General features: G+C 71.5%; 20 protein-coding genes. 10 read left to right on the top strand and 10 right to left on the bottom strand.

Annotated features, from left to right (window positions below; translation table 11 throughout):
- The first annotated feature begins 20 nt into the window (after positions 1-20).
- A complete protein-coding gene (locus tag OG898_RS30375; RefSeq protein ID WP_266961276.1) occupies positions 21-755 on the top strand; it encodes an SDR family oxidoreductase in 735 nt (244 codons plus the stop codon).
- A gap of 23 nt (positions 756-778) precedes the next feature.
- Here OG898_RS30375 and OG898_RS30370 read toward each other — a convergent pair whose 3' ends face one another.
- The 4 genes from OG898_RS30370 to OG898_RS30355 form a co-directional block, all read right to left on the bottom strand.
- Positions 779-1,189: an SgcJ/EcaC family oxidoreductase gene (locus OG898_RS30370; RefSeq protein ID WP_266961274.1), complete on the bottom strand. Its 411-nt coding sequence runs from the start codon at positions 1,187-1,189 to the stop codon at positions 779-781.
- A 77-nt stretch (positions 1,190-1,266) separates the two neighbouring features.
- Positions 1,267-1,689: a hypothetical protein gene (locus tag OG898_RS30365; RefSeq protein ID WP_250745798.1), complete on the bottom strand. Its 423-nt coding sequence runs from the start codon at positions 1,687-1,689 to the stop codon at positions 1,267-1,269.
- Between the two features lie 123 nt (positions 1,690-1,812).
- Entirely contained in the window at positions 1,813-2,553 is a 741-nt protein-coding gene (locus OG898_RS30360) for a DUF2993 domain-containing protein (protein WP_266961272.1), read from the bottom strand.
- Complete coding sequence (locus OG898_RS30355; protein WP_250745796.1) at positions 2,550-3,242, bottom strand: TetR/AcrR family transcriptional regulator; 693 nt, start codon at positions 3,240-3,242, stop codon at positions 2,550-2,552. The genes OG898_RS30360 and OG898_RS30355 overlap by 4 nt, the downstream gene beginning before the upstream one ends.
- A gap of 114 nt (positions 3,243-3,356) precedes the next feature.
- On the opposite strand from OG898_RS30355, the gene OG898_RS30350 reads away from it, so the two are divergent.
- From OG898_RS30350 to OG898_RS30340, 3 genes are all read left to right on the top strand, one after another.
- On the top strand, positions 3,357-5,672 hold the full coding sequence (locus tag OG898_RS30350) for an MMPL family transporter (RefSeq protein ID WP_266961269.1): 2,316 nt from the start codon (positions 3,357-3,359) through the stop codon (positions 5,670-5,672).
- Positions 5,673-5,679: 7 nt separating this feature from the next.
- Positions 5,680-6,411: a ribonuclease H gene (locus OG898_RS30345; protein ID WP_250745794.1), complete on the top strand. Its 732-nt coding sequence runs from the start codon at positions 5,680-5,682 to the stop codon at positions 6,409-6,411.
- A 324-nt stretch (positions 6,412-6,735) separates the two neighbouring features.
- Positions 6,736-8,247, top strand: coding sequence for a peptide MFS transporter (locus tag OG898_RS30340; protein ID WP_266961267.1), 1,512 nt, complete (start codon positions 6,736-6,738; stop codon positions 8,245-8,247).
- A gap of 45 nt (positions 8,248-8,292) precedes the next feature.
- Here OG898_RS30340 and OG898_RS30335 read toward each other — a convergent pair whose 3' ends face one another.
- Complete coding sequence (locus tag OG898_RS30335; RefSeq protein WP_266961265.1) at positions 8,293-9,123, bottom strand: hypothetical protein; 831 nt, start codon at positions 9,121-9,123, stop codon at positions 8,293-8,295.
- A 234-nt stretch (positions 9,124-9,357) separates the two neighbouring features.
- On the opposite strand from OG898_RS30335, the gene OG898_RS30330 reads away from it, so the two are divergent.
- The 6 genes from OG898_RS30330 (at position 9,358) to OG898_RS30305 (ending at position 16,184) form a co-directional block, all read left to right on the top strand.
- Positions 9,358-10,461 carry a substrate-binding domain-containing protein gene (locus OG898_RS30330; RefSeq protein ID WP_250745791.1) on the top strand — a complete coding sequence of 368 codons (1,104 nt, stop codon included), beginning with the start codon at positions 9,358-9,360 and terminating at the stop codon, positions 10,459-10,461.
- Between the two features lie 115 nt (positions 10,462-10,576).
- Positions 10,577-11,884, top strand: coding sequence for an ABC transporter substrate-binding protein (locus OG898_RS30325; protein ID WP_266961262.1), 1,308 nt, complete (start codon positions 10,577-10,579; stop codon positions 11,882-11,884).
- 92 nt (positions 11,885-11,976) lie between these two features.
- Complete coding sequence (locus OG898_RS30320) at positions 11,977-12,906, top strand: carbohydrate ABC transporter permease (RefSeq protein WP_250745789.1); 930 nt, start codon at positions 11,977-11,979, stop codon at positions 12,904-12,906.
- The gene (locus OG898_RS30315; RefSeq protein WP_266961260.1) at positions 12,903-13,862 is read left to right on the top strand and encodes a carbohydrate ABC transporter permease; all 960 of its coding nucleotides are present in this window, start codon (positions 12,903-12,905) and stop codon (positions 13,860-13,862) included. Before OG898_RS30320 ends, OG898_RS30315 begins: the two co-directional genes overlap by 4 nt.
- A 59-nt stretch (positions 13,863-13,921) precedes the next feature.
- Positions 13,922-14,899 (top strand): hydroxyacid dehydrogenase, encoded by a 978-nt coding sequence (locus OG898_RS30310; RefSeq protein ID WP_250745830.1) that lies wholly within the window; start codon positions 13,922-13,924, stop codon positions 14,897-14,899.
- A gap of 31 nt (positions 14,900-14,930) precedes the next feature.
- Positions 14,931-16,184: an alpha-L-fucosidase gene (locus OG898_RS30305; RefSeq protein ID WP_266961258.1), complete on the top strand. Its 1,254-nt coding sequence runs from the start codon at positions 14,931-14,933 to the stop codon at positions 16,182-16,184.
- Positions 16,185-16,188: 4 nt separating this feature from the next.
- On the opposite strand, the gene OG898_RS30300 is transcribed toward OG898_RS30305, so the two are convergent.
- The 5 genes from OG898_RS30300 to OG898_RS30280 all read right to left on the bottom strand — a co-directional run bounded on the left by OG898_RS30300 (position 16,189) and on the right by OG898_RS30280 (position 23,413).
- Positions 16,189-18,543, bottom strand: a complete 2,355-nt coding sequence (locus OG898_RS30300) for a family 20 glycosylhydrolase (RefSeq protein WP_266961256.1) — start codon at positions 18,541-18,543, stop codon at positions 16,189-16,191.
- Between the two features lie 130 nt (positions 18,544-18,673).
- Complete coding sequence (locus tag OG898_RS30295) at positions 18,674-19,720, bottom strand: hypothetical protein (RefSeq protein WP_266961255.1); 1,047 nt, start codon at positions 19,718-19,720, stop codon at positions 18,674-18,676.
- On the bottom strand, positions 19,717-21,039 hold the full coding sequence (locus tag OG898_RS30290) for an MFS transporter (RefSeq protein ID WP_250745784.1): 1,323 nt from the start codon (positions 21,037-21,039) through the stop codon (positions 19,717-19,719). Before OG898_RS30290 ends, OG898_RS30295 begins: the two co-directional genes overlap by 4 nt.
- On the bottom strand, positions 21,039-22,388 hold the full coding sequence (locus OG898_RS30285; RefSeq protein ID WP_250745783.1) for a discoidin domain-containing protein: 1,350 nt from the start codon (positions 22,386-22,388) through the stop codon (positions 21,039-21,041). The genes OG898_RS30290 and OG898_RS30285 overlap by 1 nt, the downstream gene beginning before the upstream one ends.
- A gap of 302 nt (positions 22,389-22,690) precedes the next feature.
- Entirely contained in the window at positions 22,691-23,413 is a 723-nt protein-coding gene (locus tag OG898_RS30280) for a hypothetical protein (RefSeq protein ID WP_266961253.1), read from the bottom strand.
- Between the last annotated feature and the right edge of the window lie 43 nt (positions 23,414-23,456).

The raw sequence follows: 23,456 nt of genomic DNA, 5'->3' as shown, positions 1-23,456 counted from the left end.
GCGAGGAGAGGCTGGTTGCCATGACGACTTCACAGAAGACCGCTCTGATCACCGGCGCGAACAAGGGCATCGGCAAGGAAACGGCGCGCAGGCTCGCAGCCCTCGGCATCACCGTGCTGATCGGCGCCCGCAACGCCGAGCGTGGCGAGGCGGCGGCCGAGGAGCTGCGCGCGGGCGGCGCCGACGTACGGTTCGTTCCGCTGGACGTCACCGACGAGCCCTCGGTCCAGGCCGCTGCCCGGCACATCGACGCCACGTTCGGCCGCCTCGACATCCTCGTCAACAACGCCGCGATCGCCGCAGGACCGCACAAGCCGAGCGAAACCCCGGCCGCCACCGTCCGGCAGGTCTACGAGACCAACGTGTTCGGCGCCATCGCGGTGACCCACGCCATGCTCCCCCTGCTCCGCCGATCCGCCGCCGCACGCATCGTCAACATGTCCAGCGAACTCGGCTCCCTCACCCACCTGGCCGACCCGGGCAGCCCGTGGTCCGCCTACTCCTCGATCCTCCTCCCCTACTGCACCTCGAAGAGCGCGCTGAACGCGATCACCGCGCTCTACGCCAATGAACTGCGCGCCGAGGGGATCCTGGTCAACGCGGTGAGTCCCGGCTATTGCGCGACCGACCTCAACCGCCACACCGGGATGCGTACGGCGGAGGAGGGCGCGGCCGTGGCGGTCGATCTGGCGACGGCGGGCGAGGACGGCCCGACGGGCACCTTCTCGGCCGAGGACGGGCCGATTCCCTGGTGAGACCGTGCCGCGCCGTCTTCGCCTCAGGGCGTGTCCGCGATCACCCCCGTGTTCTGGCAGGCGGTCAGCAGCCAGCGGCCGTCGGGCTGCTTCGCGATCACGTACAGGGGAGCGCCCTCGCTCTCCTCGCCCGGGGACAGGTAGCGCTGGCGGACCTTGACGGCCGCGACGTCCGGGCGGATGAAGAGCACGTGCACCACCTCGTAGGTGACCTGGCCGTCCCAGTTCGCCGCGGGCAGGACCTTGCGGGTGAACTCCGAGATCGCGTCGAGCCCGACGAGGACCTTGCCGTGGGCCGTCGTCCAGATCGCGTCCGGGTGGAAGAGGGCGAGGAACTCCTCGGGGTCCTTGGTCCGCTGGGAGTGCTCGACGGTGGCGACGAGCCGGTCGATCGCTTCGATGTCCGCCGCGCGGGACGGTGATTCCGTGGTCATGGGGCCAACGATCACACCTCAAGCGGACTTGAGGTCAAGCCTGTTGAGGTACGAAGTGCCCCCGGTGCCCGGACCGCCTACTGAGCGGCGATCGGAGACACCGCCACGCAGCCGCCGGCCGTGGCGGCCTCGCCCGTGGCCTCCTTGATGACCTTGCCCTTGTAGATGACCTTGCAGGTCAGGTCGGCGGTGTTGTCGACCGAGCTGGGGGAGACCCCCGGGGGCATGATGCCGCGCAGGGTGACCGTCTTCGTCCACGCGGTGCCCGGCTGCTCGGCGGTCGCGAGGTTCGGCGCGGTGGCCGTGCCCCCTCCGTCGTGGAAGGAGACGGAGTCGACGGTCTTGCCGGTCACCTCGTAGGTGACCTCGTAGGTCTCGTTCACGGCCTTGTCGACCTGCTCGACGGCCTTGTCGGTCGTGGCGGCGGAGCAGCCGGCCGCGGCGAGCGCCAGGCCGGCGAGGGAGAGGGCGGAGAGGAGGGTGGAGGGAGATTTGCGCATGACCGGAGGGTAAATTTAAAGAATCCGTAAAGTCAATTCTGGGCGCGTTTAGGGCAGTGGATTGGGTGGTTTCGGGCGGCTCGCTATATTTGCGAACCGGAAGGGCGGGGTGTGCGCGGCGGGCTACGCCGACATGCAGCGGTTCCCGTCGGTGTCCGACGAGGAGGACTTCGCGAGGGAGGCGTCCAGGGTGAGGCCGTCGCCGGTCGTCCGGACGCCGGTGAGGCTGACCCCCTCGGGCAGCTCGCCGACGTCCACGGTCCGGGGTGCCAGCCGCTCGGCCAGACCGGACGCACCGGGCAGCCCGCTCACCGTGGCTATCGGCAGTTCGCGGCCCAGCACGGTGACCGTCGTCGGGGTGATCGTGACACCGGTCGGCGTGGCACTGGTGCTCGCGTGCACGGTGACGGGGAGGCCCAGGCCGCCCACGGTCCCGGTGAGGGTGAGTCCCTTCGCGTCGCCGCCCACGGTCAGCCCCTCCGCGCCCGCGGTGGCGTCCCCCGACTCGGCCAGACGCTTCTGCAGGGCTTTGTAGGGGATGGTGGCCGTCGCCCGGCCGCCGCTCATGCCGCCGTCGCGCGTGACGTCGTACAGGTCGGCCTTGATGTCCATGTCGGTGTCGGCGCGGCGTACGCCCTCGGCCGCCAGGTGTACGGAACCCACCTGGCCGGTCAGCGCGCGGAGTCCGGCGAAGGTGCCGGAGAGTTCCGCGGTGACGGGCCCGCGGGCCTGGAGGCGGCAGCCCGCCGCCCGCGCGATGCGCTCCTGGGCGGTGTGTTCGACCACGACGTCGGCCACGAAGACGCCGGCCAGGGCGGCGGTGATGCCGGCGGTGACGAGGACGGGGGTGCGTCGGAGCTTCATTGCGCTGTGGATCCGATCTGCTTGAGCATGGCGAAGGCCTCCAGCAGGAGCGAGGAGGGCGGGGTGTCGGTGAAGGTGCCGTTCGCGCGGCGCCGGCGCTGGGTGCGCAGGACGGCGCGGACCGCGGACAGGGCGGCGCCCGCGATCACCCCGGCGCGCAGGTCGGCCCCGGGGGTGTCGGCGGGGAGCCGGTTCAGGACCATGAGCGTGAGCCGGTCCTCGAAATCGGCGAAGAGCTGCACGAGTTGGGCGGCCACCACGCGCTCGTCACCCGCGATGGCCACGGAGTGGGTCAGGGCGGTGAGGCTGGACGCCGCGAACGGGGCCACCGCGGCGATCAGGGCGTTGCAGACCGCGTCGAGCGGATCCTCTTGCGCCGGGCGCCGGGCCAGTTCGGCCTCGACGTACGCGAACAGGTCGACGCTGTCGGGCAGGAGCAGGGCTTCCTTGCTCTCGAAGTAGCGGAAGAAGGTCCGCTCGGAGACGTTCGCGCAGGCGGCGATGTCCGCGACCGTGGTGCCCGCGAAGCCGTGCTCCGCGAACAGTGCCGCGGCGCCCTCGCGCAGCAGGGTGCGGGTGCGCTCCTTCTTCCGCTCGCGCAGGCCGGACTCCGACTCGGGCCCCGGCTCCGACCCGGATTCGGGCAGGGGTGCGGAGGCGGGGGCGGGCGCGGCCGGATCTTGGTTCACCGTCGAAGCCTAGCAATGCCGTCACCCCTGTCAATTGTCATGGCTGACAATTGTCACCCCTGACATTTTCTGTCAAGGTGCTTCGTGTCAGTCCTGACACTTCCTGGAGGCGTCGTGCATTCCCCCCTCGGCCGAACGAGCCGCCGAACGAGCCGCCTCGGCCGCCTCGGCGGCTTCTGTGCCCGCCACCCCGTCTGGGTGATCGCGGCCTGGCTCCTGCTGCTGGCCGGTGCGATGGGCGGCAGCCGGCTCGCCGCCCCGGTCTACAGCGACCAGATCAGCCTCCCCAGCACGCAGTCCCGTACCGGAGCCGATCTGCTCGCCGCGTCCGCCCCCGGGCTCGGGGACCCCAACGGACGCGTGGTCTTCCACGTCGACTCCGGCTCCCTGGCCGGGCACCGCCAGGCCGTCGACGAGAGCGCGGCCCGCCTCGCGCGGATGCCCCACGTCACCGCCGCCTCCCCGGTCGTCACCAGCGCGGACGGCCGCACCGCCTACACCACGGTGTCCTTCGACCGGCAGGTCAAGACCCTCGGGCACGAGTACACCGGCACCCTCGACGCGGCCACCGCCGCGGCCCGCGACTCCGGCGTCGAGGTCGCGTACGGCGGGGACCTGAACCAGGTCGTCCGGCCGCCGGTCGACGACAGGGCCCGAGAGGCGGCGGGCGTCCTGGTGGCCCTGCTGATCCTCCTGCTCGCCTTCGGCAGCGTCGCCGCCGCCCTGCTGCCCCTGCTCACCGCGGTGGTCAGCGTCGGCGTGGGCCTCGGCATCGTCGGCATCGTGGCGGGCGTCCTCAGCTTCGCGACCGCCGCCCCCACCCTGGCCACCATGATCGGCCTCGGCGTGGGCATCGACTACGCCCTCTTCCTCACCACCCGCTTCCGCCAGGACCTCCTCGACGGGCACGATCCGGTCGACGCGGCCGCCCGTACCGCCGCCACCAGCGGGCGCGCCGTCGTCGTGGCCGCCGTCACCGTCGCGGTGGCCATGCTGAGCCTGTACACCTGCGGACTGACCTTCATCGGCCGCATGGGGCTGGCCGCCACCCTCGTCGTGGTCGTCACCGGGGCCGCCGCCCTGACCCTCGTACCGGCTGCCCTGGGCCTGGTCGGGCGCCGGATCGACCGGTTCGCGCTGCGCCGCCCGGTCGCCGAGACCTCCGGCGACCACGACGGCTGGCACCGCTACGCCGCCCTGGTGGCCCGGCACCCGTGGAAGTTCCTGACCGCGGGCACCCTGCTGCTCGCGCTGTGCGCCGTACCGCTCTTCTCGCTGCGCCTCGGCCACGTCGACGACGGCGCCGACCGGGTGGGCAGCACCACGCGCACCGCCTACGACTGGATCACCGAGGGCGAGGGACCCGGCTTCGGCCCCGGGGCCAACGGCCCCTTCGTGCTGGTGGCCGACGTCCACGACGCCGCCGTCCCGGCCGACCGGATCAGCGCCGAACTCACCGCGGCGCTGCGGGACACGGCCGGGATAGCCGGGTTCACCCCGCTCGCGCCGAGCCCCGACGGCCGGCTGCTCGTCTCCACCGTCACCCCGGCCACCGGACCGCAGAGCGCCGGGACGGGGAGCCTGTTCACGACGCTGACCGGCACCACCCTGCCCGCCGCGCTGAAGGGCACCGGCGCCGAGGGCTACCTCACCGGATCCACCGCCGGCCAGCTGGACTTCCGCGACACCGTCAAGGACCGGCTGCCGCTCATCATCGCCATCGTGCTGGCCGCCGCGCTCGTCCTGCTGACCTTCGTGTTCCGCAGCGTGGTGGTCCCGCTCAAGGCGGTCGCCCTGAACCTGTTCACCACCGCCGCGTCCTACGGGGTCCTCGTCGCGGTGTTCCAGTGGGGCTGGGGGAGCGGGCTGATCGGGGTGTCGGAGCCCGTCCCCATCGAGTCGTTCGTACCGATGATGATGTTCGCGATCGTCTTCGGCCTGTCGATGGACTACGAGATCTTCCTGCTCTCCGCCATCGCCGCGTCCTGGCGCCGCACCGGGGACAACACCCTCGCCGTCGGTACGGGGCTGGCGGCCACCGGCCGGGTCATCTCCAGCGCGGCGCTCATCATGACCGCGGTCTTCCTGTCCTTCGCGGCATCGCCCACCGTCGTGGTCAAGATGCTCGCGGTGGGCCTGGCGGTGAGCGTGATCCTCGACGCGACCGTGGTGCGGCTGGTGCTGGTCCCGTCGGCGATGTTCCTGATGGGCCGGGCCAACTGGTGGCTGCCGCCCGTCCTGGACCGGCTCCTTCCGCGGCAGCACGATGACGACGCGGCACGGCCGGAGGCCTCGCCGGAGCCGGTCGAGGACGCGGCCCCGGCCGGATCCGGGACCCCGGGATCGGCGGGCACAGGGTCGGCGGGCCCGGCCGGATCCGGGACCCCGGCCGCAGCCGTGGGCACGGGCGGCGTTCGCGGTGAGGCATGATCGGGGGATGTCTGATCGCATCATCGCCGCCTGCGACGGGGCGGCCAAGGGAAATCCCGGGCCCGCCGCCTGGGCCTGGGTCATCGCCGACGTCCACGGGCACCCCGAGCGCTGGGAGGCCGGGCCGCTGGGCCGGGCCACCAACAACGTGGGTGAACTCACCGCTCTGCAGCGGCTGCTGGAGGCCGTGGCCCCCGGTACGGCCGTGCAGGTGCGGATGGACTCCCAGTACGCCATGAAGGCCGTGACCCAGTGGCTCCCGGCCTGGAAGCGCAACGGCTGGAAGACGGCCGCGGGCAAGCCGGTGGCCAACCGGGAGCTCGTCGAGAGCATCGACGCCCTGCTGACCGACCGCGACGTGGAGTTCCGCTACGTCCCCGCGCACCGCGAGGACGGCGACCACCTGAACGCGATCGCCGACCAGGCGGCCAGCGACGCGGCCGTGAGCCAGGAGCCGGCCGGTACCGCGCTGGGCCACGCCTCCATGCCCGTCCCGGCGCCGGCCCGCAGCACCCCGGCCCGCAGCACCTCCGCCCGCCGTCCCGCCGGAGCCGCGTCGGCCAAGGGCGCGACGGCCACCAAGAGCGCGACCGCAGGCCGGGCCGGGGTGACCATCAAGGCCAAGTTCCCCGGCACCTGCCCCTGCGGGAAGCAGTACGCGGCGGGGGAGAAGATCAGCAAGCTCGGTTCGCGCTGGGGCCACCCCGACTGCGGTGGAGCCGGACCCGACGCCGGATAGGCCGTTCGTCAGCGCCGGCAGCGGGCCGTGCCGTGACCTTCGGCTCCACGGCGTGCCCCGAAGGCCCCTGTGTCCGGGCCGTCCCGTGGGACAGGCTGGGAACACAGTGAATGACCTGTGGGCCGGGTCCGGGCGCGATGGAGCACCAGGGCGTGGATCCCGGCGCGTTCCGTCCCCGTCCGGCCGCCCCTGAGGCACGCCCCAGAGGCCCGCCCGGACCCCCTCGGGCGTGGGGGAAGGACGGACCGTGCGCTGGTGCCGGCCCTCCCACCGGGCGCGGCCGCACGCCGATCCGCGCGCGCCCAGAGCGAGCGAGGACCGATCATGGCGTCCACCCTGACCAAGGGCGAGTACGAGCACAGACCCTCCTCCGCGGGCCCCGAGAAGACCTTCATGGGCCAACCCCGCGGGCTGGTCAACCTGTTCATGACGGAGATGTGGGAGCGCTACAGCTTCTACGGCATGCGCGCGCTGCTCGTGCTCTACCTGGTCGCCCCGGCTTCCCAGGGCGGGCTCGCGATGAACGCGGCCATGGCCACCGCGGTCTACTCCCTCTACAACGCGATGGTCTACCTGCTCGCCCTCCCCGGCGGCTGGTTCGCCGACCGCGCCTGGGGCGCCCGCAGGACCGTTGCCATCGGCGGTACCGTCATCATGATCGGGCACTTCCTGCTGGCCGTGCCGGCCCGGGTCTCGTTCTTCGTCGGCCTCGTGTGCATCGCCGTCGGCTCCGGCCTGCTCAAGGCCAACATCTCCACGATGGTCGGCCACCTCTACGAGGACAAGGACGACCCGCGCCGCGACGGCGGCTTCACGATCTTCTACATGGGGATCAACCTCGGCGCCTTCATCGCGCCGCTGACGATCGGCACCATCGGCCAGAGCGTCAGCTGGCACCTCGGATTCGCCATGGCCGGCGTCGGCATGGCCCTGGGCCTCGCCTTCTTCGCCCTCGGCAGCCGGCACATGTCCGAGCGCAGCGACGTCGTCCCGACCCCGCTCTCGCGGGCGGAGCGCACCGCGGTCGTCCGCAAGTCGCTCACCTGGCTGGCCGTCGCAGCCGTCGCCTACGGATGCGTGGGCCTGTCCGGGCACTTCACGCTGAGCTGGGCGATGCTGCCGCTGACCGTCCTGTGCATCGTCCTGCCGTCCTGGTACCTGCTGCGGATGAAGCGGGACAAGAGCCTGGGCACGGCCGACCGGGCCCGGATGTCGGCGTACGTGTGGTTCTTCGCGGCGGCCGCGCTGTTCTGGGGGATCTACGACCAGACCGGCTCCACCCTGAACCTGTTCGCGCAGGACAGCACCTCCCGCACCTTCCTCGGCATGGGCTTCCCCGCCAGTTGGTTCCAGGCGTGCAACCCGCTCTACATCATGGCCCTCGCGCCCGTCTTCGCCTGGGGCTGGGTGGCGCTGAGCCGGCGGGCCAAGGAGCCCGGCACCCCGGCCAAGTTCGCCGTCGGCCTGGTCCTGATCGGGCTCTCGTTCGCCGTGATGATGGTCGCCCAGGGCATCGCGGTCGACGGGGTCAAGGTGTCCCCGATGTGGCTCGCGATGGTGTACCTGATCCAGACGGTCGGCGAGCTCACCCTGTCCCCGGTCGGGCTCTCCCTGACCACCAAGCTCGCCCCGGAGAAGTACTCCTCGCAGATGATGGGCGTCTGGTTCCTGGCGGTCACGGTCGGCGACTCGGTGGTGGCACTGCTCCAGCAGTTCGGCGTGTCCACCGACGCCCCGTCCTGGTTCGCGAGCCAGGGCGCGCTGGCACTCCTCGGAGGCATCGCGATCTTCGTGTACCGCAACAAGGTCAAGGCGCTGATGGGCGGCGTGCGCTGACCGGACGACCGGCCGCCCGTACGAGGCCCTGCCGGGCGGCGCGCGTCAGCCGGTCAGGACACCGCTGAACGAGCTGGCGGGCACGGTGTCCCGGGCGGCGGGGACCTCGACGCGTACGGGCTTGCCCAGGTCGGTGAACGCCACGGTGGTGACGGACTTGACTCCGCCGACATCGAGGGTCGAATGCGTCCGTACGACCCGGCCCTGACCGTCGACCCAGACGTCGGTGGTCACGGGAAGCTCCCCGCCGAGCTGCGTGCGGAGCGTGTCCAGGGGGGCCCGCTTGTCCGCGGCGATCCGGGAGGTGAGGGCTTCGTAGGGCAGCGTGCCGCGGTAGTGCACGGCCCGCACCCCGTCCAGGTCCTCCTCCTCGCCCCGGGTCACCCGAGCCAGCGCCGGGATCTGCTCCAGCACGTGTTCCGGGTCGTTGAGCGGGGCCCGCAGGATGTAGTGGGACTCGGCCTTGTCCCGTGCGAGCGAAGCCCAGGAGCCCGCGGGCACGCCGCCCGCTCCGCGGACGTGCACCACGCCGTCGGCGAACACCTCGTCCGCGTGGCTTATCGCGCCTCCGGGAAGGTCCACCGCGAGCGAGCCCTTGTCGCCGGCCATGTCGAAGTCGCCCACGACCGTGATGGTGAACGCCGCCGTGGCGGTGGTGAGATCCATGGTCTGGCTGGTCCGCGCCGAGGTCGCACGGGTGGCCGCGGCGGCTGAGCGCACGGTGTCCGCGTGGTCGACGGCAGGGGCCGACGGGGCCGACGGCGCCGTCCCGCCGGATCCGGCTCCGTCGCCCGAGGCGCCGGCCTCGGCGGTCGCGCCGCATCCGGCACAGAGCAGGACGGCGAGGGCGGCGGGCAGGACGAAAGTGCGGCGCATCGTTTCTCCGGGAGTCGTGGTCGAGAACTCTGTCGGGCGGCGTCGCTGGAGGAACGGGCTCGGCTCAACAAGGTCGTCCCCGACGGTAGTGGACGGGATGCATGGCTCCCGCACGAGGTTCGGTCGTAGTCCGGCATGCACTATGCAATCCTTTCGTTCGAAAGGAAACGTAAGTTTTGGTTTTCGCGCGCTACGCTGATCTCGACCAGGGACGCAGTCGAGGGGAGCTCCACCGTGCACGCAGAGGAACGACAGCAGGCGATCCTGCGACGGGTCCGCGAAGCGGGATCGATGCGCGTCACGGACTTCGCGGCGGAGCTCGGCGTGTCCGTGGTGACGGTGCGCAAGGACGTCGAAGTCCTCGCCGAGCGCGGCCTGCTGGCCCGGGTGCACGGCGGCGCGATGCTGCCCGAGGACTGGGCGGAGACCGCCCCCGCGACCGCCGCCCCGGCGGCGGCCCGCACGGCCCCGGCCGCTCCCGCCACCGGAGCCGGGCGGCCGCTGGTCCTCGGGCTGATCGTGCCGTCCTCCGCCTACTACTACCCCGAGGTCATCAAGGGCGCCCGGGAAGCGGCGGACGCCCTCGGGGTGCGGCTGACCCTCGCCGTGTCCACGTACGACGTGGACACCGAGAAGGCGCAGGCCGCGCGGATGGTCGAGGACGGCGTCGACGGGCTGCTGCTGGCGCCCTCCGCCGGCGAGGGCAAGCCGGGCGGCCAGTGGTACGAGGAGCTCGGGGTGCCCGTCGTCCTGGTCGAACGCCGCCCCGAACAACAGGCCTCCGCCGCCGAGCACGTCGGTACGGACCACGGGTACGGAGCCAGGCTGGCGGTGCGCCACCTCCTGGACACCGGGCGCCGCAAGATCGCCCTCGTGATGCGCGGCGGGACCCCCACCGCGCCCTGGATCAAGAAGGGCTACGACGCGGCGATGGAGGAGGCCGGCCCCGGCACGGCCGAGCACGCGTTCTTCCTCGATCTGGAGCAGTACGGCGCCGGTGACGCCGCCTACGAAGAGGTGATGGACGCCTTCGTCGAAGCGGTGCGGGAGGGCCGCGTCGACGCCGCCCTGGTCCATCCCGACCACGAGGCCATGGTGCTGATGCAGCGGCTGCGCGGCGCCTCGCTGTCCGTGCCGGGCGATGTCGCGCTGGTCTCGTACGACGACGAGGTCGCCTCCCTGGCGGACCTGCCGCTGAGCGCGGTGGCGCCCTCGAAGCACGAAGTCGGGGTGACGGGCGTGGAGTTGCTCGTACGCCGGCTGCGCGAGCCGGGACGGCCCAGGCGGCGGATCGCCATCCTGCCGGAGCTGCGGGTGCGCGCGTCCAGCGAGGCCTAACTGTTACTTCGCTTTTCTTTCTCAAGCTTTCGTTTTCTATTGACTCGCTTCTCCTCTGGCCGAATGATGTGCATCACCTCGCCGCATCGACGGCTCGCACCTGAGGAGCAGAGCAGTGAAGCTCACTTCCCGTACCTCCCGCGCCGCCCTCGCCACCCTCTCGCTGGCCCTGTTCGCCACTGCCTGCGGTGGGAGCGAGGGCGCCGCGCCCAGGGCCGACGCCCCCAAGGAGCCGGTCAACCTGACCTACTGGGGCTGGACCGGCGGTGCCCAGCAGGTGGTGGACGCCTTCAACGCGTCCCACCCGAACATCAAGGTCACCTTCTCGGCCATCACCGGCGGACCGGACGGGTACGCCAAGATCAGCAACGCGATCAAGGCCGGGAACGCTCCCGACGTCGCGGGCATCGAGTACCCGACCCTCCCCGAGTTCGTCAGTCAGGGATTCCTGGAGGACATCACCGCCCCGGCCGGCGCCGCCGTGAAGGCGAAGTTCCCCCAGGGCGTCCAGGACCGGGTGACCCTCGGCGGCAAGACCTGGGCCGTGCCGTACGACGCCACGCCCAACCTCCTCTACTACCGCAAGGACCTCTTCAAGAACGCGGGCGTCGAAGTCCCCAAGACCTGGGACGAGTACAAGGCGGCCGCCGAGAAGATCAAGGCCTCCGACAAGAACGTGCGCATAGGCGGCTGGGGCAACGACGACGCGCCCCTGCTGGCGGCGCTCTCCTGGCAGGCCGGTGCCAAGTGGTACGGCACCGAGGGTGATGGCTGGAAGGTCAACATCAACGACGCCTCCTCGCAGAAGGTGGCCTCGTACTGGCAGGGCCTGGTCAAGGACGACCTGGTGATGAACCTGAAGATCAACGGCCCGGAGTTCGCGAAGGCCAAGGCCGACGGGGTCATGGCCAGCTTCATCGGCGCCTCCTGGAGCGCGGGCGGCACGATGACGGCCCTGGCCAAGGACTCGGGCAAGTGGGGCGTCGCCCCGCTGCCGCACTGGGGCACCCCGGCCACCGGCATGTTCGGCGGCACCAGCTACGCCGTCACCAAGGGCAGCAAGCACGTCAAGGAAGCGGCCGAGTTCGCCACGTGGGCGGCCACCAGCCCCGAAGGCGTCAAGGCCCGCCTCAGCAGCCTGAAGGCGCCGAGCAGCAGCCTGCCCGCCAGCCCCGAACTGCGTCCGATCGCCGCCGCGGCCTTCGACGACAAGGGCTTCTTCGGCGGCGACAAGGTCTACGAGATCGCCGGCGCGCAGGTCGACACCATCGTCCCGGGCTGGGTCTGGGGCCCGGTGCAGACCGCCACCAACACCGCCATCCAGGACGCCGGGCTCAAGGGCACCCTGACCGACGGGCTCGCGGCCGGCCAGGCCGCAGCCGAGGCGGCCATCAAGGGCCGAGGGCTCAACCTCGCGAAGTAGGCACCGCGCGGGGCCCGAAGCCCTCCCGGCGCCCGGGCCCCGCCAGCCGTTCCCTTTTCCCTTCCTTCGCAGCGCACCACCAAGGAGATCCGGTGGCAGCACCACTCACTCGTTCAGCGCGCGGCGCCGCGCCCGTGCGCCGGCCAGGCCAGGGCAGGGCGGTGCTCGTCTTCCTCGGCCCGTTCTTCCTGCTCTTCACCGCGGTCCTGATCCTGCCCGTCGCGTACGCGCTCTGGATGAGCTTCTTCACCGAACGCTCCTCCGGTCTCGGATTCGGCGGCACCGAACGGGTCTTCAGCGGGTTCGGGAACTACACCAAGGCGCTCGGCGACCACGGCTTCACCTCCTCCTTCCTGCACGTGGCCGCGTACTGCGCCGTCTACATCCCCGTGATGATCGGCGCCGCGCTCGCCCTGGCCCTGCTCGTCGATTCGGCCGCGGCCAAGGCCAAGCGGCTCGTCCAATTCGCCGTCTTCATGCCGCACGCGGTCCCCGGACTGATCGCCGCGATCATCTGGACCTACCTCTACACCCCCGGCCTGAGCCCGGTCCTGGACTGGATCGAAGCGGCCGGCGGCCAGTGGGACTTCTTCGCTCCCGGGAGCGTCGTTCCCTCGCTGGTGAACGTCGCGGCCTGGCAGTGGATCGGCTACAACATGATCATCTTCTTCGCCGCGCTCCAGGCCGTGCCCCGCGAGGTCATCGAAGCGGGCGTCATGGACGGCGCCGGCGAACTGCGCATCGCGCTCCGGATCAAACTGCCGATGATCCGCTCCGCCGTCTTCCTCACGCTCCTGTTCACCTGTGTCGGCGTGGTCCAGATCTTCGGCGAGCCGATGCTCCTCTCGAAGCGGGCCGGCTCGATGGGCTCGGACTGGTCCCCGATGATGTTCATCTACAAGGCGGCCTTCGAGCGGCACGACTACGGCCTCGCCTCCTCCGCCTCGCTCATCGTGGCCCTCGTCGCCGGCACCCTCTCCTACGTCGTCACCCGGATCGGAAAGCGAGGTGACTCGGCATGAGCACCCAGACCGCCCCCTCGGCCCCGACCGAGGCCGCCCCCGGCGGCGAGCCGGCGCCCGCCCCCGGAGCCCCGCCCGCCCGGCCGGGCGAGCGCAAGCGGGCCGGAAGGCCGCGCCGGAGCGGCGCGATGGCCTCCAGGACCGTGGTCAACGCCGTCCTCCTGGTGGCGGTCCTCTACACCCTGATGCCGCTGACCTGGCTGCTGATCGCCGCCACCAAGAACCACGCCGACCTCTTCGGAACGGCCGGCTTCGGCTTCGGCGAGTTCCACCTCTTCGACAACCTCCGGGCCGTCTTCACCCACGACGACGGCATCTTCGGCCGCTGGCTGCTCAACAGCCTCCTCTACTCCGTCGTCGGATCACTGGCGTCCTCGCTGATCAGCGTCGCCGCCGGCTACTGCTTCGACAAGTACGAGTTCCGCGGCAAGGGCGCGCTCTTCGGCCTCGTCCTGACCGGCACCCTCGTGCCCACCGTCGTCATCACCCTCCCGCAGTACCTGCTCGCCTCCGAGACCGGGATCGTCAACACCTACTGGGCGATCCTCATCCCCGCGCTGGTGAACCCCTTCGGCGTGTACCTGGCCCGGGTCTTCTCCGAGGGCTACGTACCCGGTGAAGTCCTGGAGGCCGCCCGCATCGACGGAGCGAGCGAGCTGCGCGTCTTCCGGTCGATCTCGCTGCCGATGCTCATGCCCGGTTTCATGACCCTCTTCCTCTTCTCCTTCACCGCGAGCTGGAACAACTTCTTCGGCCCGCTGGTCATGCTCAACGACCACCACCTGTACCCGGCGGTGCTCGGCATCTACAGCTGGAACCAAGTCGTGCTCCAGTACCCGGAGTTCTACTCCCTCGCGATCACCGGATCCCTGGTCGCCGTCATCCCGCTCGCCCTCGCCTTCATCGGCCTGCAGCGGTTCTGGCGCTCCGGCCTCACGGCAGGAGCGGTCAAGTGACGAACCCCGCCCCGAACCACCCGGCCGACGGGCCCCGCAGGCCCCGCACCCTCCTCGCCATGGGCCCGGACACGAAGGCGGCCCTGCTCGACGAGCAGGCCCTCGCCCGGCTCGGCGCCACCGCCCTCCTGGACCCCGACCTCCTGGTCACCGACTTCGCCGCCGCCGACCCCGCACGACTGCGCGAAGCCGAGGTCCTGCTCACCGGCTGGGGCTGCCCGCCCCTCACCGAGCAGGCCCTCGACCTCCTTCCGGCCCTGCGTGCGGTGGTGCACACCGCCGGGTCCGTGAAGGGGATGATGACGGAAGCGGCCTGGCGGCGCGGACTGACGGTCACCAGCGCGGCCGAGGCCAACGCCCGGCCCGTCGCCGAGTTCACCGTCGCCGCGATCGTCTTCGCCAACAAGCGCGTCCTCACCACCGCCCGGGCCTACCGGGAGGTCCGCACACAGCTCGACCCGCTCACCCTGTACCCCGGGATCGGCAACTACGGCAGGACCGTCGGCATCATCGGCGCCTCGCGCATCGGCCGCCGCGTCATCGAGCTGCTGCGCTCCTACGACGCCCACGTGCTGGTCCACGACCCGTACCTGGACGGGGACGAAGCCAGGGCCCTGGGCGTCGAACCCGTCGACCTCGACGAACTGATGGGCCGCAGCGACGTGGTGAGCGTGCACGCGCCGCAGACCCCCGAGACCCGCCACCTCGTCGACGCCCGCCGCCTCGCCCTCATGCGCGACGGCGCGACCCTCGTCAACACCGCACGCGGGACGCTCGTCGACACCGAGGCGCTCACCACGGAGCTGGTCTCCGGCCGGCTGCACGCCGTCCTCGACGTCACCCACCCCGACGTCCTGCCGGCCGCCTCGCCGCTCTACGACCTGCCGAACGTGCTGCTCACCCCGCACATCGCCGGATCCCTCGGCAACGAACTCGGACGCCTCGCGGCCTGCGCGGCCGAGGAGTTGGAGCGGTACGCCCGAGGACTCCCCTTCGTCTACGCCGTCCACCCGGCGAGCCTGGCCCGCTCGGCCTGAACCCACCGCCGCCGAACCCCGAAAGCCCACCATGACCCTCGGTCCCTCCGCACCCCTCGCCGATCCCGGCGAAACCCCTCTCGTGCCCACGCCGGGACAACTCGCCTGGCAGGAAGCCGGATTCGGGATCTTCCTGCACTTCGGCATCAACACCTTCAACGGCGTCGAGTGGAGCGACGGGACCCTGGACCCGGCCACCTTCCGGCCCTCGCAGCTCGACGCGCGCCAGTGGGTGCGTACCGCCGCCGAGGCCGGAGCGAAGTACGTCGTGCTGACCGCCAAGCACCACGACGGCTTCTGTCTGTGGCCGACCGACACCACCGCCTACTCCGTGGCTTCCTCGCCCTGGAAGGACGGAGCGGGCGACGTGGTCGCCGAACTGGCCGGGGCCTGCGGGGAGGCGGGCCTCGGCCTCGGGCTCTACCTCTCGCCCTGGGACCGCAACGCGGACTGCTACGAGGAGCCCGCCGGCTACGACTCCTTCTACCTCCGCCAGCTCACCGAACTCTGCACCCGCTACGGCCCGTTGTACGAGCTGTGGTTCGACGGCGCGGGATCCGAGGGGCGCACGTACGACTGGGACGCGGTCATGGCCGTGATCGACCGGCACCAGCCGGACGCCATGGTCTTCAACATGGGCCGCCCCACGATCCGCTGGGTCGGCAACGAGGAGGGGCTCGCCGCCGACCCCTGCCACTACGTCACGCACTCCACGGGCATCAGCCTGTACGACGACCGGCACACCGAGCTCGACTCGGCCGCCTACCTGCCGCCCGAATGCGATGTCCCCCTCCGCGGCGACTGGTTCTGGCAACCGGGGAACCACGACAGCCTCAAGAGCCGGGAGGACCTGCTGGAGATCTGGTACTCCTCGGTGGGGCTGGGCGCCGGCCTGCTCCTGGGCGTCCCGCCCGACCGGCGCGGACTGATCGACGAGGCCGACCGGGCCCGACTCCTCGCGTTCACGGCAGAGTTGGAGCGGCGCCTGGGCGATCCCGTCCCCGCCGCCCTCACGGTCGAGGGGGACGCCGTTCTCGCGGACTTCGGCCGGCCGGTCCACGTGGACCACGTGGAACTGCGCGAGGACCTCACCCGGGGTCAGTGCGTGGACGGCCACGAGGTCTGGGCGGACGGCCGGCTGATCGCCTCCGGCCACACGGTGGGGGTCCGCCGCGTCCACCGTGTGGAGCCCCTCACCGTGCGGGAACTGCGGATCCGGCTGACCGGCCCCGGGGCCCGGCTGGCCTCGGTGTCGGCAGCCGGACCGCCGCCAGGCGTCAGCTGATCCGTCAGCCGATCTGCCAGCGCTGGTAGACCGAACCGCTGTTGGACTGCTGGCTCGCCAGGGCTCCGTCCGCGCCGGACGCGGTGGTCAGGAGCAGTCCGCTCTTCTTGTTGGCCACCGAGTAGTCGCCGGACCCGAGCGATGTGACCACCCAGCGCTGGCTGTCGCCGCTGCCGCAGGCGGTCTGCACCACGGCCGCGCCGGGAGCGGTGGAACCGGCCGCCACGTCCGCGCAGAGCCCGGACGAGCCGTTGGCCATGGTGTAGCTGCCGTCGCTGGCCAGGGTCAGCCGCCACTGCTGGTTGGGGCCGCCGTGCGGGGTCCACGTGATCAGCTGGGTACCGGAGGCGGTGGAGCTCGCCGGGTCGTCGAGCGCCTTCCCGGCCGCGGTCAGGGTCCGGGTCCCGCTCAACTGGCCGCCGTACACCTCGAACTCGTACAGCGAGTAGCCGTAGGTGGTGCCGCGCTGGGTGCCGTACACCCGGATGTAGCGGCCGGAGCCGGACAGGCCGGTCAGGTCCTGGACCCCGCCGGTGCCGGTGGTCGTGGAGTACAGGGTGCGCCAGGTGCTCTGGTCGTCGGAGACCTGGATCTGGAAGCCCTTCCCGTACGCGGCCTCCCAGCGCAGCACCACCCGGTTGACGGCCTGGGCGGACCCGAGGTCCACCTGCAGCCACTGCGGATCGGCGTACGCGCTCGACCACCGGGTGCCCGGATCGCCGTCCGTCGCCAGTGCGGCCGGGAAGTCGGCGGTCTCGGTGCTGGACGCGGTGGTGGGGCGGTTGCGGGCGAGGTTGCCAGGCTGGGAGGTCCCCGGCCAGCCGGGGTGGTGCCCGATCGCCGCCACGATCGGCGTGAACGCCGCATAGGTGGCCACCGGCTTCGGTGAACCCCAGGTCTGCTGGGCGAGCCCGCGCAGCGGGTACATGATGCCGGCGGCGATCTGCGTCTCCGTCTCGGCGTTCGGGTTGTCGCACCACACGTGGATCAGCGAACCGCGGTTCTTCGAGGGGTCGCTTATGGTGGCGCCGCCCTCGAACCGGTCCGGGGTCCAGGTCTCGTACATCCACTTGGTGTCCGGCTTCGCACCGCCGAGCACGTAATAGGTCGGCGTCCAGGACTCGTTGGCGACCGTGTACCCGGCATTGACCAGCTGCTGGGGGGTGAGTCCGTAGCTGTACCAGTACTCGACGAGGATGCGGGCGTCGGGGGTGACGGTCCCGTCCCCGGCCTTGATGCCGTCGTTCCACATCCGGGTCGTCTTGCCGGCCGCGCGGACCAGGGCGTCGGACCAGTTCACGAACCCGTAGTAGGTGTCCTTGGCGGTGGCGTTCGCCCCGTAGTGGGCGCGGGCGTAGCCGAGCAGCTGCGGGTACCTGGCGTAGTCGGTGACGTACTCGTCGGCGCCGATGTGCCAGTAGGGGGCCGGGAACAGCGGCAGGTACTCCTGGATCAGGTCCTTGATCAGGGTGTACGAGCCGGGCATAGACAGGTCGATGAACTCGGAACTCGCCGTGCCCGAGGCGTCCTTGAGCTTGAGCTCCGGGTGGGCGGCCAGGATCTGGTTCATGTGCCCCGGGGTGTCGATCTCGGGCACGATCGTGACGTGGTACTTCTGCCCCAGTGCGATCAGGTCCGCGATGTCCTGCTTGGAGTAGTGGTCGGCGGAGACGATCTCCGGGTGCGTCGCACTCTCCAGGCGGAAGCCGAAGGTGTCCGACAGGTGGAAGTGGAAGTAGTTGAGCTTGAGGTAGGCCAGCTCCTTGATGTGCTGCTTGACCCAGTCGACCGTGAAGAACTTCCGCCCCTGGTCGATCATCAGGCCGCGTTCGGCCTTGGTGGGCCAGTCCACCGCCGTTCCGGCCGGCACGGAGGACGACTGGCGCAGCAGCTGCAGCACGGTACGGGTTCCGTTGAAGGCCCCGGCGTCGGTCCCGGCCTGGAGGGCGAGGGACGGGCCGACGGTCATCCGGTACCCCTCGGCGGGCAGCGAACCGTCGCCCAGGCTCAGGGCGATGTCGCCGGGGGAGGCGCTCCCGGTGACGACGGCCACCGGACGCCCGGCCAGCGCCCCCAAGTCCTCGGCGAAGGTGGCCGCTTCGTCGGAGAGCTGTGCGGTGTGGGCGGGATCGACGACGATCCGGCTGGTGCTCGTGAAGCCGTACGACCCGCTGCCGGCCGTCCACTGCCGCAGGGCCGGCACGGTCTGCGGCGGCGCGGCGGCGACGGCCGCCCCGGCCCGCAGGGGCTCGGCTCCGGCGTTGGCGGGCAGGGACAACGCGGCCAGGGCCAGGGCGGAGGCGGTCAGGAATCTGAGCAGACGCATGGCGAGTCCCCAGGTGTTCACGGCGGTGTTCACGGCGGCATCTCCCTCCGGCCGTGACTGCCGGAGGGAGATGCCACAGTGCAACGCAGTGACAGGTCTATGTCAAGAGATGCTCGAAGTGGCGGCCGAATGAGCATCATCGAGCATCGGGCGACCCGATGGATCACTGCGCGTCGGCTGCGTCCGCCACCACCACCGGCGACGACCCGCCCGCGACGGACAGCCGGGGTGCTCCGGTGCCGTCCGCGGGAACGGTCCAGACGTCGCTCGCACGACCCTCCGCGTCCGGCAGGGCGTAGGCGACCGTCCCGTCGTCCGTCCAGGCCGCCTGGTCGTCCACGTTGCGCGTCTCGGCGAGCGGGGTCTCGACCATCGTCCGCAGGTCGAGGACGTACAGCCGCCAGGGCGCCGCCGGGTCGTCGGACACCTTCTTCTTGAAGGCGACCCGGGTGTTGTCGGGCGACAGGGAGGGGCATTCGACGTTCTCCCGCAGCGTCCTCGCCGACCAGTCGGACATGTTCCCCTCGACGAGGTACGTACGCCCCTTGGTGGAGACGGTCGCGTAGAAGCGGCTGTCGTCCCGGGCGAAGCTCACGCCCCAGTAGTTGACGTCGGGGGAGTGGTACCGGACACCGTCCATGGTCAGCGGTATCTCCTCCAGGGACTTCACCAAGTACCCCGTGCGCCGGTCGAGTACGGCCGTCCGGGTGGAGAAGCCGGTGGCGGAGTACGAGTCCCCGGTGGCGAACACCGTCCAGGCGAGCATCTGCCCCGACGCCGACACCCGGGCCCGGGTCGGAACCCCCGGCACGACGGTCCGGCTCACCTCGCGCAGCTGCCGGTCGAGGACGACGGCGTACGTCTTCGGCAGCACCCCCGGCTCGGCGCGCAGACAGAGGGCGGTGCCCCCGGCGGCATGGAACCGGTCGCAGGCGGGGCCGCCCGTGGCGCGGTCGGCCCCGCCCGCCGTCGCGGTGAGGGCCTGGTGCGCCACCCGGCCCGTGGCGCTGTCCCGGAAGTACAGGGCGGGACCGGCGAGGGCGAAGGAGGCGTCGGCGCCGGCCTGTTGGCCCGTCGCCCGGTTCCCCGCGTGCAGGGCGTACCCGGCGGTGGAGCCCGCGAGGAGGACGACCGCGGCGACCGTGAGGGCGGTACGGGCCCGGGTGCCGAGCCGGCGTGCGGGAGCGGGATCGGTGAGGTGCGTGGTCATGAGGTGCTCTTCTCACTGGTGGAGGATTCCGCCCGCTCCGCGGGTGCTGACCCGGGGGCCGGGTCCCCCGGGCCGCCCGGATCGCGCGGCAGCAGCGCCCAGCCGCCCGCCAGCGCGGCGAGCAGCACCGCCGTGGCCCCCCACAGTGCGGGCCGCGGCCCCCACACCGTCCACGCGGCGCCGAAGCCCGCCGCGGCGAGCATCCGGGCCAGGGCCTGGCCGGTCTGGAGCACGGCCAGCCCGCCCCCTCGGCCCCCGGCGGGCAGTACCGGCCCGGCGAGGGCCATCAGCACCCCGTCGGTGGCCGCGTAGAACACCCCGAGCAGGGCGAGGACGGCCGCGAGGAGGAGCGGGGCCGGCCCGCCCGCCGGGGCGAGCAGGACGAGGTAGGCGCCGAGCAGGGCGAGGTGCCCGTACAGGAACGGCAGCCTGCGCCCGACCCGGTCGGCGATCCGGCCCACCGGGACGGCCAGGAGCAGATAGCCGGCGGCCGCCCCGAGCGGCAGCAGCGGGAACCAGCTGGGATCCAGGCCCAGTCGGCGCTGGAGCAGGAGGTAGACGAAGGCGTCGCCGATGGTGGCGCCGCCGAGCAGGGCGGCGGCCCACAGGATCCGCCGGAAGGCGGGGTCGCGCAGCGCCGCGAAGGCCTTGCCCCGGGACGGGGCCGGGCCGGGCACGGCTGCCGGGCGGTGGTGGCCGGGAACGTAGAGGACCAGCAGCAGCACGCCGAGCAGACCGGCGCAGAAGCTGGCGACGAACACCGCGTCGTACGCGCCCGCGGTCGCCCAGAGCAGGGCGAAGGCGGCGAGCGGGCCGAGCAGGGCGCCGGTGGTGTCCATGGCCCGGTGCACGCCGAAGGACCGGCCGAGGTCCTCGGGCGGGCTGCTGAGGGTGATCAGCGCGTCGCGGGGGGCCGTACGGATGCCCTTGCCGACCCGGTCGGCGGCCAGGGAGGCGGCGATGCCGACGGTGGCGCCGCCGGCGAGCAGCAGGCCGAGCCGGGAACAGGCCGAGACGGCGTAGCCGATGCCCGCGACGTGCTTGTAGCGGTGACCGCGGTCGGCGAGATGGCCGCCGAGGAGCCGTACGACCGCACCGGCTCCTCCCATCAGACCGTCCAGGAAGCCGAATTGGAGGGGGGAGAGACCGAGTCCGAGGACCAGGTAGAGCGGCAGCACCGCGCTGACCATCTCGGAGGAGACATCGGTGACGAGGCTGACCGTACCGAGCGCGAGGACGGCGGCGGGGACGCGCCGGCCCGCCCCCGTGGTGGGGGGCGGGACCGGAGCGGCCCGGCGGCCGGTGGTGGCCAGGTACATCAGTGACAGGTGTACTTCGGGCTGGTGTCCTTCGTGGTCCCGTCGGTGGCGACGTAGCTGTAGCTGTAGCCGGTGTCGGTGAAGTCCAGCTTCAGGACCCCGTACGTACCGCTGATCCGCTTCTGGCTGTTGGGCTGGACCGTCTCGATGTCGTACGGATCGGCGCCGCCCATGCCGCCGACGATCTCGGTGATCCCGTCGGCGGTGGCGTTGCCGTTCGGGTCCTGCGGGGCGAACCGCTCGTAGTGGTGGTCGTGCCCGTTCAGCACGAGGTCGGCCTTGGCGCCGTACAGGATGTTCCAGACCGGCTTGCTCACCGGGTCGTTGCCGTGACCGCCCGAGGAGTACAGCGGGTGGTGCCAGTAGGCGGCGATGCAGCCCTTGGAGTTCGCGGCGAGGTCGGCCTTGAGCCAGTCGATCTGGGCCTTCTGGTCGAAGGAGTTGGAGTCGAGGGCGATGAAGTGCCAGTTGCCCTCGTCGAAGCTGTAGTAGCTCTTGCCCTGCGGGTAGGCGACGGCACCGAAGTACGCCTTGTAGCCGGCGAGCGGTCCGGCCGGGTCGTAGGTCTCGTGGTTGCCGGGCACGGGGCGGGTCTTGTCCTTGAAGGCGCCCCAGGACTTGTCGTAGTAGTTCTTGTAGTCGGAGAGCCGGGCGTCGTCGTACTGGTTGTCGCCCATCGTCAGATAGAACTTCGGGTTGATCTTCTGGGCCTGTGCCGCGGTCTTGGGGTGGGCGCAGGAGCTGTCCGAGGCGGTGCACTGGGCGGCGATGTCACCGGCGGCGACCACGGTGAAGGCGCCGGCCGGCGGGGGAGTGCCCCCGTCGAGGGTGCCGTACACCTCGACCTCGTACAGGGAGTACCCGTAGGAGGTGCCGCGAGCGGTTCCGTACACGCGCAGGTAACGGCCCGTGCCGGAGAGGCCGGTCCAGTCGTCGGTGCCGCCGTTGCCGGCCGTCTCGTTGGCGAGCCGGGTCCAGGTGGTGCCGTCGGCCGATATCTCGACGCGGTACGTCTTCGCGTACGCGGCCTCCCAGCGCAGCGCGACCCGGGAGACGGTGGCGTTCGCGCCGAGGTCGACGCGGATCCACTGCGGGTCCTTGCCCTCGATGCTGGCCCACCGGGTGGTGGAGCTGCCGTCGAAGGCGTTCTGCGGGCCGAAGCTCGAAGTCTCCACGGAGGACGCCGTGGCGGTCTTGCCGCGCGAGATGAGGGGGTCGGCGGCGGCGCCGGCCCGCTCGGGATAGGCGAGCAACAGGCCGCCTACGAGGAGGAGCACGGCGGTGATGACCACGCCCATCGTGCGGCGCGATGTGTAAACATGTGGCGTGCTTGGAGTGTTCAGGCGCATCCTGACTCCCTGGCCTGGTGGGTGGCGAGAGCTGGCACCGGTACGAGACCCTGCGTCCCTGCCCGCGGGCGGGCAGGGGTGGGCGTGGTCACAGCGGCCGGGTCAGAGCTCTCGCTGAGCGCGTCATACCCACGGATGCGGGCACCGCGCCGAGCCGCCGAAGCGGGATGCTAGCAAACAGGAAACTTTCCTACCAGTCATTCGGCGCAGGAGCTTCGGGGCCTGTGCGGCGCGAACGCCAGGGGCGCCGGGGACGTCAGGGACGTCGGGGACATCAGGGATGTCAGGGACGTCAGGGACCTTCAGGAGATCGCGTACCACTGGCTGGCCCAGCCGGTGTTGATCGTGCTGGTCGACTGCTCGGCGAGGTTCACGGTGGCCGGGAGTGAGGTCTGACCGGTCAGGACGGTGCTGTAGCGGAGGCTCGGCGGGTTCAGACCCGCGTTGACCGAGATCCCGGCGCCCGTGGCCTTCAGGGTGAGGGCGTTCGTGGCCCAGGTGCCGTTGAGGAGGAGGGCGACGAAGTACGTGCCGGGGGCGGCGGTGAACGGCTTGGCGAGGGGGAACGGCTTGGCTATCGCCTCGGTCATGAGCTGCGGGGAGACGTCCGCGGTGGACGCGACCAGGGTGCCCTTGGCGTCGTACACGCCGAGGTAGCAGTTGGAGAGTTGGGCGTTCGGGTCGATTCCGGCCAGCCCCAGCCAGATGTTGGACCAGGTGAGCTCCTCGCGCAGCACCATCCGGACCAGGGTGACCCGTCCGCCGACCCCGGCCGCGGACTGGGCGGTGACGTGCCCCGCGTCGTTCGGATCGCCGGTCCAGGCCAGCAGGTTCTGGTCCTGCGGCCGCGGCCCCTCGAACCCGCCACCGGCGGGCACCTGCGCGGGGGACGCCCCTGCCGGCGAAGATGCACCGGCCCCCTTCCCTGTCGTGCTCCCGCCGGACGCCGAGCAGCCGGACAGGACGAGGGCCGCCGCGAGCATGGCGGCGAGGCCGGCCGAGGCGGTGGTGGTACGGGTGCGCATGGTCCCCCCATGAGGTGCTGTTGTGCGAAGGAAGCCATGGTCA

It is taken from the genome of Streptomyces sp. NBC_00193, from assembly GCF_026342735.1.
Classification (GTDB): Bacteria; Actinomycetota; Actinomycetes; order Streptomycetales; family Streptomycetaceae; genus Streptomyces; species Streptomyces stoeckheimensis.
This window is presented reverse-complemented; position numbering and strand designations above follow the sequence as displayed.